Source organism: Pseudoalteromonas neustonica (assembly GCF_001653135.1).
Taxonomy (GTDB): domain Bacteria; phylum Pseudomonadota; class Gammaproteobacteria; order Enterobacterales; family Alteromonadaceae; genus Pseudoalteromonas; species Pseudoalteromonas neustonica.
The window spans coordinates 44,139-58,267 of record NZ_BDDS01000001.1 but is presented as its reverse complement, the minus strand read 5'-3'; the positions used below and the strand labels follow the sequence as shown (position 1 = coordinate 58,267).

Annotated in this window: 12 protein-coding genes; 2 read left to right on the top strand and 10 right to left on the bottom strand. The window is 40.8% G+C overall.

Annotated elements, in window-relative coordinates; translation table 11 throughout:
- Positions 1-115 precede the first annotated feature (115 nt).
- From argH to argC, 5 genes are read right to left on the bottom strand one after another with little or no spacing between them, the layout of a single operon-like run.
- The gene (argH, locus tag A7967_RS00260) at positions 116-1,981 is read right to left on the bottom strand and encodes an argininosuccinate lyase (protein ID WP_054204329.1); all 1,866 of its coding nucleotides are present in this window, start codon (positions 1,979-1,981) and stop codon (positions 116-118) included.
- Between the two features lie 55 nt (positions 1,982-2,036).
- On the bottom strand, positions 2,037-3,239 hold the full coding sequence (locus tag A7967_RS00255) for an argininosuccinate synthase (protein ID WP_054204330.1): 1,203 nt from the start codon (positions 3,237-3,239) through the stop codon (positions 2,037-2,039).
- A 10-nt stretch (positions 3,240-3,249) separates the two neighbouring features.
- On the bottom strand, positions 3,250-4,170 hold the full coding sequence (locus A7967_RS00250) for an ornithine carbamoyltransferase (protein WP_054204331.1): 921 nt from the start codon (positions 4,168-4,170) through the stop codon (positions 3,250-3,252).
- Between the two features lie 8 nt (positions 4,171-4,178).
- On the bottom strand, positions 4,179-4,940 hold the full coding sequence (gene argB, locus A7967_RS00245) for an acetylglutamate kinase (protein ID WP_054204332.1): 762 nt from the start codon (positions 4,938-4,940) through the stop codon (positions 4,179-4,181).
- 6 nt (positions 4,941-4,946) lie between these two features.
- Positions 4,947-5,951, bottom strand: coding sequence for an N-acetyl-gamma-glutamyl-phosphate reductase (gene argC, locus A7967_RS00240; protein ID WP_054204333.1), 1,005 nt, complete (start codon positions 5,949-5,951; stop codon positions 4,947-4,949).
- Between the two features lie 214 nt (positions 5,952-6,165).
- Here argC and argE point away from each other — a divergent pair, with 214 nt between their 5' ends.
- Complete coding sequence (argE, locus tag A7967_RS00235; RefSeq protein WP_064435231.1) at positions 6,166-7,314, top strand: acetylornithine deacetylase; 1,149 nt, start codon at positions 6,166-6,168, stop codon at positions 7,312-7,314.
- Between the two features lie 48 nt (positions 7,315-7,362).
- On the opposite strand, the gene panP is transcribed toward argE, so the two are convergent.
- Positions 7,363-8,991, bottom strand: coding sequence for a pyridoxal-dependent aspartate 1-decarboxylase PanP (gene panP / locus A7967_RS00230; protein ID WP_064435230.1), 1,629 nt, complete (start codon positions 8,989-8,991; stop codon positions 7,363-7,365).
- A 271-nt stretch (positions 8,992-9,262) separates the two neighbouring features.
- On the opposite strand from panP, the gene A7967_RS00225 reads away from it, so the two are divergent.
- Entirely contained in the window at positions 9,263-11,200 is a 1,938-nt protein-coding gene (locus A7967_RS00225; RefSeq protein WP_054204336.1) for a bifunctional diguanylate cyclase/phosphodiesterase, read from the top strand.
- On the opposite strand, the gene trmB is transcribed toward A7967_RS00225, so the two are convergent.
- The 4 genes from trmB to A7967_RS00205 are packed head-to-tail and all read right to left on the bottom strand — an operon-like array spanning position 11,130 to position 14,118.
- A complete protein-coding gene (gene trmB / locus A7967_RS00220; RefSeq protein WP_054204337.1) occupies positions 11,130-11,798 on the bottom strand; it encodes a tRNA (guanine(46)-N(7))-methyltransferase TrmB in 669 nt (222 codons plus the stop codon). The two genes, A7967_RS00225 and trmB, sit on opposite strands and share 71 nt — an antisense overlap.
- Positions 11,798-12,565, bottom strand: coding sequence for an ABC transporter permease (locus tag A7967_RS00215; protein ID WP_054204338.1), 768 nt, complete (start codon positions 12,563-12,565; stop codon positions 11,798-11,800). The genes trmB and A7967_RS00215 overlap by 1 nt, the downstream gene beginning before the upstream one ends.
- Positions 12,566-13,498 (bottom strand): ABC transporter ATP-binding protein, encoded by a 933-nt coding sequence (locus A7967_RS00210; protein ID WP_054204339.1) that lies wholly within the window; start codon positions 13,496-13,498, stop codon positions 12,566-12,568.
- A complete protein-coding gene (locus tag A7967_RS00205) occupies positions 13,495-14,118 on the bottom strand; it encodes a flavin prenyltransferase UbiX (protein ID WP_054204340.1) in 624 nt (207 codons plus the stop codon). The genes A7967_RS00210 and A7967_RS00205 overlap by 4 nt, the downstream gene beginning before the upstream one ends.
- Between the last annotated feature and the right edge of the window lie 11 nt (positions 14,119-14,129).

The window sequence follows — 14,129 nt, the reverse complement described above, 5'->3', positions numbered from 1 at the left end:
GTAAATTTAAATAGCCGGTTTGCAGCTTGAAAACTCAGTGGTGAGGTCATACCAGTTTGTGTCAAATATAAAAAAACGCACAGGGATAACCGTACGTCTTTTATATCCAGGGATTTTAAGCCACGTTTTTACACGGGATCTCCGCACTATTACTTAGCTTCAAAATAAATTCCATTGCGACTTCATCGCAATTATCTTTACGTAAACACAGTTCACAATCTTTCATTACCTTCTCTGGTAAGCTGTCTTTAGTACAGAATGTGAAGCCTTGTTTTTCAAAAAAATCAGGGACTCGCGTCAAAACGATAATACGATTAAGCGCCAACTTTTTGGCTTTAGTTAGTAAATGCTCCACCAGCTGCCGCCCTTGTCCAGTTACGCCTGTATCAGGGTCAATACCCAAGGAGCGTATTTCAGCAAGGCCGGTATCATAAATATACAATGACGCACAGCCTGCAACTTTCCCGTTCACTTGTGTCACAGCAAATTCATTAATAGAATGCACCATATCGCTTTTAGCACGTGGTAAATTTTCACCTACGGTAGCCCAGTGTTGTATTAGCTTCGCAATACCTTCAACATCATCAAGATTAGCGTCGCGTACCGTTATTTGCTGTTTTTTTTTGGCATCTTTAACTGCAATGGTAACTTGCTCTAACGATGTGCCACCCAATGCTTGACGTGCTTTTATACATGCGTCTATTTCTAATACAGCATATACATCTTGTTCAAAAATACTATGCACTGATTGGAACTGTTCTAAACTTAAATCCTCTAAGTTATTCCCTTGTGCGATAGCCATTTGCACAAGCACACCCACAATATGATGCCCCTCTCTAAAGGGTATACCTTTAGCTACCAAGTAGTCTGCAAGTTCGGTTGCATTTGAGTGCCCACCCTTAGCTGCTGCTAAAGTTCGTTCGCCGTTAACTTTAACCCCCTTGAGACACGCCTGAGCCATATGAATGCACGCAAGCCATGTAGGCATTGCATCAAATAAGCCTTCTTTGTCTTCTTGCATATCTTTATTATAAGCAAGTGGCAGGGCTTTTAAGGTCATCATCATGGCACTAAAGGCACCAAATACACGGCCTGTTTTACCACGAATAAGCTCTAGTGCATCGGGGTTTTTCTTTTGCGGCATCAATGATGAGCCTGAAGTGACATTATCTGCCAACTCTATAAACCCGGCTTCACCCGAGTTGTAGAAGATCAAATCTTCTGACATACGCGATAAATGGATCATGGAGATTGACGCACAGCTTAATAACTCAACAACAAAGTCCCGGTCTGACACAGCATCTAAACTATTTTTTGTCGCAGCGGTAAAACCTAGCCCTGCGGCAAGAGTTTGCCTATCTATTGGGTACGCCGTACCGGCAAGTGCGCCACTGCCTAATGGGCAAAAATTCATACGGGCTTTAGCATCAGCTAAACGACTTTCATCACGCTCAAGCATTTCAACATACGCCATACACCAATGACTAAATAGCAATGGTTGAGCACGTTGTAAATGGGTGTAACCCGGTAAAATAGTTCCTAGCTCACGTTCAGCTAAAGCAATAAATTCACCTTTTAACTGCGCTAGCGCTTCAAGTAAATGATCGGCGGAATCACGACACCATAGACGAAAATCTGTAGCAACTTGGTCGTTACGGCTACGTCCAGTGTGTAGTTTTTTAGCTAAATCGCCCACTTTTTCGATTAAAGCAGCTTCAACATGAGAATGAATATCCTCAGCGCCCGAAGTTGCCACTGCTTGTGGATCAGCTTTTACTTCGTCGAGTAATTCATTTAATGCTGCTACTAGCGATTGATGCTCGCTACTGCTTAATACATCAACTTGCTTTAAGGCACCAGCCCATGCAACAGAGCCAACAATGTCCTGCTCTGCGAGTTGATAATCGAAGGGAAGTGAGTCGTTAAATTGTTTAAACGCCTCATCTGGACCCGTAGAAAAACGTCCGCCCCATAATGCCATGAAATATCTCCAAACCCTGAAATTGCCCCGTTTTATGTACGGGGCTTTTGTAAAATTACTTCTTCGCGAGTGCTGAAATTCTGCTTGAAAGCGAGAATAAACGAATAAAACCTTCAGCATGCGATTGGTCGTACACATCATCTGCACCAAATGTTGCAAAGTCTTCGCTGTATAAGCTATTTGGTGATTTTTTCTGAACCGCAGTTACTTGGCCTTTATAAAGCTTAAGAATAACTTCGCCAGTAGCAACAGTTGATAATGCTTCTGCGCCCGCTAATATTGAGTCTTTAAGTGGTGTAAACCAACGACCGTCATAGACTAGGTGTGAGAACTCGCCGCCCAATACTTCTTTCCATTTACGACTTGCTTTATCAAGTACTAGCTCATCAATCGCTTGTAATGCAGCCATGATCACTGTCCCACCTGGTGTTTCATAACAACCACGTGATTTCATGCCCACTAAGCGGTTTTCAACGATATCAACACGACCAACGCCATGCGGGGATGCAATATCATTAAGTTTAACTAAACAGTCATACGGTTTAAGTTGTTCGCCATTTACCGCAACTACTTCACCTTCAACTACCTTTAAGGTAACAAACTCAGGTTCATTCGGCGCTTGCTCTGGTGAATTAGTCCATGTCCAAACTTGCTCACTTGGTTGGCACCACGGATCTTCAAGCTCACCACCTTCGTGCGAAATATGCCATGCGTTTGCATCACGGCTGTAAATTTTAGTTGCAGACGCTGAACATGGAATATTACGCTCAGCTAAGTAATCTAATAACGACTCACGGCTTGATAAATCCCACTCACGCCATGGCGCAATTACTTGAAGATCAGGAGCAAGCGCGGCAAAACACGATTCAAAACGCACTTGGTCGTTACCTTTACCAGTACAACCATGAGAAAGTGCATCGGCACCTACTTTACGAGCAATTTCAACCTGCGCTTTTGCAATAATAGGACGTGCCATTGACGTACCTAATAAATAAGTACCTTCGTAGATTGAGCCAGTTTTAAGCGTTGGGTAGATGTAATCGCTAACCATTTCATCTTTTAAGTCAACAACATAACATTCAGATGCACCAGAAGCGATCGCTTTTGCTTCAACACCTTCAAGCTCTTCTGCGCCTTGACCTACATCGGCCACAAACGCAATGACTTCACAGCCGTAGTTCTCTTTTAACCATGGCACAATGGCCGACGTATCTAAACCACCAGAATAGGCTAATACAACTTTTTTAATAGAACGCATTGGTGATACCTTACACAAAATTTGGATTTAATAATGAAACAAGCAACGCGTTTTGCGCATGCATACGATTTTCTGCTTGTTGTATAATTTTTGACGCCGGACCATCCATTACTTCTGAAGTAATTTCAAACTCACGGTGTGCAGGCTGGCAATGCAGTACAGTGTCAGCCCCTGTTAGTTCAAGTAACGCCTTGTTTAATTGATACGGCATGTACTTTTCTTTTACTTGATCAAGTGGCGTTTCATCACCCATTGATACCCATGTATCTGCATACACAGCGTTAGCACCTACAGCCGCTTCAACACGGTCACTGACCATCACTGATGCACCATTCATTGCTGCAATTTGTTCTGCTTGCTTTAAAATTTGCGAATCCGGTGAGCTGCCTTTAGGGCATACAGCAACGAAATCAGTACCTAAAGTAGCTGCAAGCAACATTAGTGAATGAGTTACGTTGTTACCTTCACCTAAATAAGCCAATTTTAGTTGGCTTACATCACCATACACTTCTTGCAGTGTTAAAAAGTCAGCAAGTGCTTGGCATGGGTGATATAAATCACACAAGCTATTAACCACAGGAACGCTCGAGAACTCAGCAAGTGTAGTTAACGTTTTATGTTGATATACCCGTGCCACGATGCCGTCTGCCCAACTGGCGATATTCAAAGCAAAATCTTTCACTGATTCACGTGCGCCCATGGCACCATTTTGCGAATCAAGATACACCGCATGACCACCTAACTTATTAATACCAATATCAAATGATAAACGCGTACGTAAGCTCGGCTTTTCAAATAAAGTAACCACGGATTTACCCGCTAGGGCTTGACTAAAATCAGCAGGATTCGCTTTAATTTTTTGCGCAAGATTAAGTAACTTAAGTGCGCCTTGTTGGTCTAGTTCAAGACCCGATAAAAAATGATTAAACATATAAAAACCTATGGTGTAATTTTTGTTCCGACGTGCTCACCGGCAAGTAGAGCGACTAAATTTTCTGGCTTTTGCCAGCTCGAAATATACACTCCGCGTCGTAAGTGCTGGGCAGCAAGAAGGCTGGTCTTTACTTTGACCTCCATCCCACCCAAAATTACTCCATCTGTAATCAGAGTATTGATCTGATTTGTGTCAAGTTGATGTAACGGCTGTTTATTTGCATCAAGCACTGCCTCTACATCAGTCATAAAAATAATTTCTGCATTAAGTTCTTTTGCAATTGCCGCAGCAGCTTCATCGGCATTTACGTTATACCAAAGGCCATCATCACCAAAGCCAATAGAGCTCACCAGCGGTAAGCGTCCGAGCTTTAACAACTCAGGGAGCACGCTTTGCTCACCACTTTCACAATTACCCACTTGACCAAGCGCTTTTAATTTTTGTGACGAAATAATGCCCGCTTCGTATAAACTAAGTCCGACCGGTTTATGACCTGCAATAATTGCTTGGCTCATTAATTGTTTATTCGCACAGCCTGCCAATGCCCCTACAATATAAGGCATTTGCTCTTTCGGACTGATGCGTAAGCCTTGATGTTTCGCACTGGCAAACCCCGCCTCGCTCAACCAATTATCTACCAGTGAGCCACCGCCATGAACGATGACAAATTGCGCTTGAGTTTGCGATGCCAGCGCCTCAAATAACGCTTTTGCCGCGTCTTCTGTATTGAGTACTGCACCACCGAGTTTAATGACCCATGTTTGCATTACTAATTACCCTTTTAAACCAGTGCTATGAGGTATCCCCATCGCTAAATTAATACATTGTAGTGCTTGCCCAGCAGCACCTTTTAATAAGTTATCAATGGCTGCCATTACAATCAGTTGGCACCCTTGTTGTTGCCAAGCAATATCCACAAACGGCTGCTTAGCCACCCCTTTAATTGATGGTATTTTACGACCCAGTAATCGGATCAGTGGCTCATCAACAAGCACTTGGTAGGCTTGCGTAACTTGCTCTGGCGTTACATCTGCTTTTAGTTGTACATAAATGGTTTCTAAAATACCGCGTGGAAAATTACCTAAATGCGGTGTAAATAACACTTTATGACCTAAATATTGTTCAATTTCAGGGCTGTGCCTGTGATTAAATAATCCGTATGGCGCTAATGACACTTCACAAAAATGCGTGCCCACACTGGCTTTACGCCCTGCACCTGTAACACCTGATACGGCATTAATAATAATAGTTTGATCAGCCAATAATCCGGCTTGTTGTAATGGCTTTAACGCGTTTAATGCAGCTGTTGGATAACAACCCGCCACAGCCACAAGCTTTGCTTTTGCAATTGTTTCGCTATTCCACTCAACTAATCCGTATGCCGCTTCACTCAATAACTCTGTATGCTGATGTTCAAAGCCATAATAGGTTTGATAATCTTCATTGCTGCTTAAACGATAGCCACCTGATAAATCAAATACTTTTTTGCCCATGCTTAAAAAACGTGGCGCTAAATCAACACTCACTTTATGATCAGTACATAAACAAACAAAGTCAGCCGTATTGTCAATATCGCTAAACGCACTTTCGCTCAGCGGTAATAAAGGAGAATCTAGTAAACCTAGATGCTCAGGGTACAAGTCACTTAATAATTTACCTTTATCTAAGCTTTGCTCAGATACATAGCAACCAGCTAAGGTTAATTGTGGGTGTTTTGCGACTAAACTGGCTAATTCTGCGCCGCTATAACCACTTGCGCCAATAATCACTACTTTCATTCGTTACTCTTTTTGGTTTTTATTACTACATTTATGTTCAAATCGGGTTTAACAGTGCATAAACACACTATTTTAGGAATGAAACTGGGTTATCGTCGTTTTATATTCATTGCGTCGCTTTAATATATTTATGCTTAAAAAGTGAATTGATATTCATCATAAATACTTTTATATTGTTATGCAATTAGATTGAATACTTATTTTGGATTTTTTTATGTCATTACCGTCTTTTTTATCTATGTATCAGCAATTGATCGCTGCGCCTTCAATTAATGCTATGGATGAGTCATTGTCTATGAGTAATAAAGGGGTGATTGATTTATTAGCCACTTGGTGTACAAGCCTTGGATTTGAATGTGAAATAACAGAATTGTCGGGCGCTAAAGGTCGTTTTAATTTACTCGCAAAACGAGGCCAAGGGGATGGCGGTTTAATGCTTGCTGGTCATACTGATACCGTGCCATTTGATGATAGCCGCTGGAACTACAATCCGTTTAAATTAAGTGAGCACGATAATAAATTATATGGATTAGGAAGCATTGATATGAAAGGTTTTTTTGCTTTTGTATTGCACGCTATCAATGAACTAGATAAAGGCGCACAAACACAGCCAATTTTGATTTTAGCCACCGCCGATGAAGAAACGACCATGGCCGGCGCGCAACAAATTTGTAAGCACTCAAATTTAAAGCCCGCCCGCTGTATTATTGGTGAACCTACTGATATGACGCCTGTTTTCACGCATAAAGGGCATATGAGCAGTGCTATTAGAGTAGTGGGTCGTTCAGGTCACAGTTCTGATCCTGAGCGCGGCTTAAACGCCATTGAAGTAATGCATAAAGTGATTGCAAAATTATTAGTTTTAAAAGAAGAATTAAAGAATAAGTATGCAGTTGAGCATTTTATTATTCCTTACCCTACTTTAAACTTAGGCCATATCCACGGTGGCGATAATGCAAACCGTATCTGTGGCTGCTGCGAAATGCACATTGATATGCGCCCATTGCCGGGTTTAAGCGTACAAGAATTGCAAATGATGCTGCTAAAAATGGCCGCTGAAATAAACAATCAATACCCAGATTCAGTGAGTGTGGTCGATATGCACGAGCCAATTCCCGCTTTCACCGGCAGCACTGATTCGGCATTGGTTAAACTGGCAGAAAAAATATCTGGCGAGAAAGCGGTCGCAGTTAATTACTGTACTGAAGCACCGTTTATTCAGCAATTAGGCTGTGAAACCATTGTTATGGGGCCAGGCTCTATTAATCAAGCTCACCAGCCAGATGAGTTTTTAGCGATGGAAAAAATAAAACCATCGCAAACTATTATTAGTGAAATGATTAAAGCGAGTTGCTTTAGCTAATGTACAAAGCATTAATGGTGTTAATTACATAACTAACACCATTAATTATTACTTCATATACTTAGATAAGTATTTTTTAAAGACAGGATCTGTTTTAGCCAGTTCTTTTTGCTCAGCCAAAATATCTTTTAAGATACTCTGTGATGTAAGTGGGTTAGCAAGTACCACTCTAAATACCACGGTAGGTTGATGATCATACTGAGCTGGTGTTAAACGTGTACGCGAAACGAATGAGCGCCCTGCTTCTCGTTGACGTTTTTGCATACTGGCGGTAAAACGATTTAGTGAGGCAAAAATATCTAGCCGTGTTTGCTCGTCTGCTTCTGCTATTTTTTGCTTAATTTTCTTTGGTACATAACGGTATGTTAGCAAACATAATTCAGGCTCTGAGATCAGCTCAAAATCGTCATCCGCTTTAACTAATTCAGCAAAATACTGTGCTTTTTCTATGCCTTTATCAATCAATATTTCATAGCCTTTACGGCCAATTACTCGTAAGCAAGCATGCACTAACATCGCCATACCTGGGCGACTGCCTTCGAGCGTATGGCTACCTAAGTCTTTTGAGCCTTTGCGTAAAATATATTCAGCATGATGCTCAATAGCATCCGTCGCTGTGGGGTCTTTGAATAACACGAGCCCCGCCCCCATTGGCACATACATTTGTTTATGCGCATCAATAGTAATTGAATCTGCTCGCTCAATACCTTTTAGAAGTGATCGGTGAGTTTGCGATAATAAAGTTGCCCCACCCCAGGCAGCATCTACATGAAAATGACAGTTAAGCTCTGCACTTAAATCAGCCATGGCATCAAGTGGATCAATATTGCCGGTTTCAGTAGTGCCCGCTACGCCTACTATGGCCATCACTTTTATGCCTCGCGCTTCTAACTCATGTGCTTTCGCGCGCATTGCATCAACATCGACCTTATTGTTATCAGCCGTTTTAATGGCTATAAAGTTATCACGACCAATACCTAATAAATCAGCTGATTTACCCAATGAATAATGGCCACGCTCAGAAATCAGTACCGCTAAGCCTTTATAACCATAATGCAGCATGGCACTAATTAAACCCTGTGTACCAATCCCTTTAAATTCCCCATCCGCTTTAAGCAAACGGTTACGGGCAATCCACAACGCGGTAATATTTGCAATTGTGCCACCAGAGCAAAATGCACCGAGTGATGTTTTAGCACTGTGCATCCATTTACTATAAAAACCGTCATCTTGCCCGTATGCTAAATGATGCATCATGCCAAGCACTTGGCGTTCAAGGGGAGTAAATGCTTTGGAGGTTTCAATTTTTACCAGGTTTTGATTAAGGCCCACCATCAACTTAGATAGTGGCAGCACAAAATGCGGTAGCGCTGAAGTCATATGGCCAATAAAGCTTGGCGCGGCTGTATGCACTGAATGAGCAACAAGTTGCTCCATAATGTCCTGCGCATAAGCTGAAACAAAAGTTGGATCTTCTGGGATCACCGCTGATTGAAAATCTTTTTCAATTTCATGCAATGGCTTTTCAATTGCCGCAATGTTCTCATTTAAAAAACCTGCTAAGTTGCTCGAGATCTCAAGTTCGATTTTACTCAAAGTTGAGTCAGGTGCTTCAGGCACGGTAAATATACGCATCAGAGTTTCTTTAGAGGCGACGGCACAACGCTTTTGATCCATCTTTATACCCAGTAAATGTAGCTTTCTTTTATCCAAAGACCCAATTAAAGGCCCTTAGCATAAACAACGCCAGCTACAATGATTCTACGAAATGCGTTAACTTTACTGCAATAGAGTAGTAATGTCTCGTATAAAGCCATAAAAGCAGTCAATTGCATGACAAATTAATGATAAATTGATTAATATTTGCTGCTAAAATGCGCCGTAATTTATTTATAGCTGAGACAGCCATTTTTTGTATAATGGTGTAGCGACCACAAAAGAGGCACACATGATAAAAGGAAGTATACGAACCAAATGGATAATGGCCGGTTTTGTCGTTTTTGTTATCAGCTTACTTGCTTACGTTTACTACACATACCACAGCACGCGTAATGATATTATGCAAAGTGTTGATACTCGTTTGCTTAATGCGGCACTAAGTGTAAAGCATATATTGGGTGATGATTATCATCGTCAACTCAATGCGGGGCTACATGTCAGCCGCAGCGAATATCAACAAAAAAGTCGCCAACTATCAGAGTTTGCCAATACTCTCGATATTGCCTATGTTTACGCGATGATTTTAAAAGATGGACAAGTCCATTTCAGCGCCTCAAGTTATACCCAAAAGGATCAAAATACCGGGAAAGTAACACAGCTTCTTGACCTCTATCCTGAAGCAACCGATGCTAATAAAGGCGCTTTTTATTCTACTGAACCTATATTCGAAATATCAAAAGATCAATGGGGCCACTTTAAAACAATCTTTATTCCTTTTGTTGATAGTAATGGTGTTACTTATATTACTGGTGCCGATATTACTATTTATGACCTAAATCAACGTCTACAGTTAAGTGCTTCAAAAGCAGCTGCTATGGCTAGCTTTTTCTTTTTCATTGCGTTATTGGTTGCTGGCATTTATATATTTTTATTAAAACGTGCCATATCGACTGATTCAGCTAGTGGCTTTGCCAATCATATTGCGCTTGAATATTTCATCAAAAAATCACCACTTCACCATATGCAACTTGCTGTTATCTGGGTCAATGAAATAGAAGATATAAATAGCTTTTATGGCACCGAAGTTGGCGACAGAGTAATGAAAAACCTGTTAGAGCATTTTAATAAACGTCGGCCAACCGACAGCCGAATATTTCGTTTAGCAACGAATAAGATTGTTCTACTTACTTCATTCGATGATAATAACAACAGCTTTGTTAACATTATTGAAGAGTATAATTGCAGCACCCCACTACTTACTAACCCATTTATTTATATTACTTTATGCGCTGGTATCGCTAACGGCAATAAATCTATGCTACTTGAGAATGCCCACATTGCCGCACTACAAGCAAAGCAAGGGCGTCATACTGTTGTTAATTACTCAAAAGCTCTACATGATGTAAAAAGCCAATACCAATACAATGTTGAAATGGCAAAAGAAGTTAGAGAGGCCTTTGAAAACAACCGCATTGTTCCCTATTTTCAAGCAATCTATGACAGTACGCATAACAAAATAATCCAATATGAATGCTTAGCTCGGATGATTACTTGCCAAGGTGAAATATTAAAACCTGACGCATTTTTAAATGTTGTAAACCGCTCGCGCATGGACGGCATGTTAACGCGATCTATGCTAACGCAATGCTTTGAACGATTCCGAAAAACCAGTATATGCTGGAGTATAAATATTACCGCCCAAGATATGCTTGACCCCGGTTTAAGTGAGTTTTTAGAAAGTGAACTAAAACGTTATCCTCAACCTAGAAATATCACCTTAGAGTTACTCGAAACAGAAGCTATCGCTAACTTTTCTGAAGTTAAAGCGTTTATTGCAATGGTTAGGCAACGAGGCGTAAAGGTCTTCATTGATGATTTTGGTACTGGGTATTCTAATATATCTAATGTCTTAAAATTAGAAGTTGATGGCATTAAACTAGACGGTACATTGATCAGACAAATAATTCACGATAAAGATATATATCTCTATATTGAGCACATTGCCAGCTTTTCAAAGCAACTAAACTTACAACTGATTGCTGAATGGGTAGAAAATAAAGCGATTGTCGATGCCTTGTTAAAGGCAAATGTGACGCTGATGCAAGGTTATTACTTTGCCGAACCAGCGCCACAAATAAGTAGTCGTTTAAAAAAGACTATAACAGCGCAATCACTAATCGGTGGCTCTGCTGAGAGCTCGCCCAATACTTTCTCTCAAACGGAGTAATGGCGGTATCGCTACTAAATAGTTCTACCTCACAATGCTGCCCAGTTAACTGTAATGCTTGAGCAAACTCTTTTACGTAGATATCCCAGTTACTGCGAACTTCGAGTAACCCGCCTAACTTAACGATGAATGGGAAGATAGCAGCGCCGTGCCAACGCCGTTGAATATGCTTAGCTTTAGGCCATGGATTTGGATACAACAAATAATGGTGCGTTGGCTGCCAATTGGCAGCGACAGCTAAACGCCAAAAATCATTAAGGTCAGCTTGCACTAAAATATACTGGCCCGAGTCTGTTTGCTTGTATTCAATGTCATGCTTATCTAAACGATGTGATGACTTATCAATACCTATCACTAACGCATCTGGGTGACGCTTTGCTAAATTAGCAGTGCTTTCGCCTACGCCACAACACGAATCTAAAATAATGGGCCCAGCAAAAGCCTGCACTTTTTCATTTACTTGATCAAATGCCATTTGCGTATGCGCTGCAATGGGTTTTTTAAACTCAGCAGTTAAATGTTTATTAACTATCTCATCCAGCTTTTCATGCAAGCCTTGTTGATTAGATACAATACTTCGTGAATTTGCATCACTCATTAGTGTCTTAACCCCACACCTTTTTTAATTAACGTCAACGCGACTGTAAATAGTGCTGTAATAAATAACAACAACACACCAAATGCAACAGATAAATCAACATCTGATACGCCTAAAAAGCCATACCTAAAGGCATTAACCATATAAATAATTGGGTTAATCTGCGATACCCCCTGCCAAAATTCTGGTAATAACGTGATTGAGTAAAATACCCCACCTAAATAAGTCAGCGGTGTTAGAACAAAGGTAGGAATAATACTAATATCGTCAAAGCTATTCGCGTAAATAGCATTAATCAGACCACCTAATGCAAATACCGCTGATGTTAATATTACCGTCGCTATGATCACAAATACGTTATGGATTTGAATATCAACAAATAACAAAGATACACACGTAACAATTAACCCCACCAGCATACCACGCGTCATACCGCCGCCCATGTAACCCAGCACAATGATATAATTAGGCACTGGCGCGACTAATAGCTCTTCAATACTTTTTTGAAACTTGGTTGAATAAAAACTTGAAGCCACATTAGAGTAGGAGTTAGTGATCACCGACATCATGATTAGACCAGGAACAATAAACTCCATATAGCTAAAACCGCCCATATCACCGATACGAGAGCCTATTAAATTACCAAAAATCACAAAATATAAACTCATGGTAATCGCAGGTGGCACTAAGGTTTGAATCCAAATACGTAAAAATCGAATGCATTCTTTAAACCATAAACTTTTTAAGGCTACGCCATATTTAAACATCTACTTGCCCCGCCCTTGTTCTAGTAAACCGACAAACAACTCTTCTAACCTGTTCGCTTTATTACGCATACTAAGTACGGTATTACCCTGCTCAGTTAATGCTGTAAATACCGCATTCAAACCTTGTGATTTTGCCACTTCTACTTCAATGGTATGATCATCAGCCATTGTAAATTTATAGCCATCAAGCGTGACTGTAACCGGCTGTACTGGTTGTTTTAAATCCAGAATAAACGTTTCTTTATCTAATTTGGCAAGCAATGCTTTAATCGTGGTATTTTCAACGATAATACCTGAGTCAATAATAGCGATATTTTTACACAATAATTCAGCTTCTTCTAAATAATGTGTAGTAAGGATAATCGTTACACCTTGCTCATTAATTTGGCGTAAAAAATCCCACATAGAACGGCGCAGCTCAATATCAACACCCGCTGTTGGCTCATCTAAAATAAGCAGTTTTGGTTCATGCATTAACGCACGGGCAATCATTAACCTACGCTTCATACCGCCCGATAAAGTACGCGCTTGTTTGTCTTTTTTCTCGAGTAAGCCTAATTGTGCTAAGTATTTATCAGCTCGCTGATGGGCTAATTTTCGCGGCACACCATAGTAACCAGCTTGATTAACTAATATTTGTGTAAGGGTTTCAAACTGGCTAAAGTTAAATTCTTGCGGTACAAGACCAAGCTGCGATTTAGCGGCTTCTAAATCGGTATCAATGTTATGACCAAATACTTCCACTTTGCCTTGGCTTTTATTAACCAATGACGAAATCACGCCTATGGTCGTTGATTTACCCGCGCCATTAGGCCCAAGTAATGCAAAAAAATCGCCTTCATACACTTGCAGATCAATGCCTTTGACTGCTTCAACACCATTTTTATAAACCTTAGTAAGGCCTTCAATATTCAAAGCAAGTGCTTTACTCATGATTTCCCTTCCCCATAACCCCAACGCTTAGTGAGGGTATGTTCAATATTTAAATGATCTAGAATACGCGCAACCATAAAGTCAACTAAGTCATTAATGGTTTGCGGTTGATGATAAAACCCTGGTGCCGCAGGCATTATGGTCACCCCAAGCTTGGCGAGTTTTAGCATGTTCTCAAGATGAATTTCACTAAATGGTGTTTCTCGTGGCACTAAAATTAACTGACCGCGCTCTTTAATCACTACATCTGCTGCACGCTCTAATAGATTATCTGACGCCCCCATTGCAATCGCAGAGACTGACCCTGCGCTACACGGGCATACAACCATTTTTTTCGGTGCGGCAGAGCCTGACGCTACCGGGCTAAACCAGTTATCTTTACCAAATACTTGTAACTGACCTGCTGGTGCATTAAATAATGTACTTAATTGCTCGGTCGCCTTATCTTCATTACCTGATAACTTTATGTTTGATTCAGTATCAAGTACTACACGAGCAGCACTTGAGATCAACACATACACGCGAAACTGCTGCGCGAGCAATACTTCAAGTAATCGTAAGCCATATGGCGCACCTGACGCGCCACTAAAGGCAAGCGTAATGGTTTCTTTATATTGCACTGTCGCTCCGG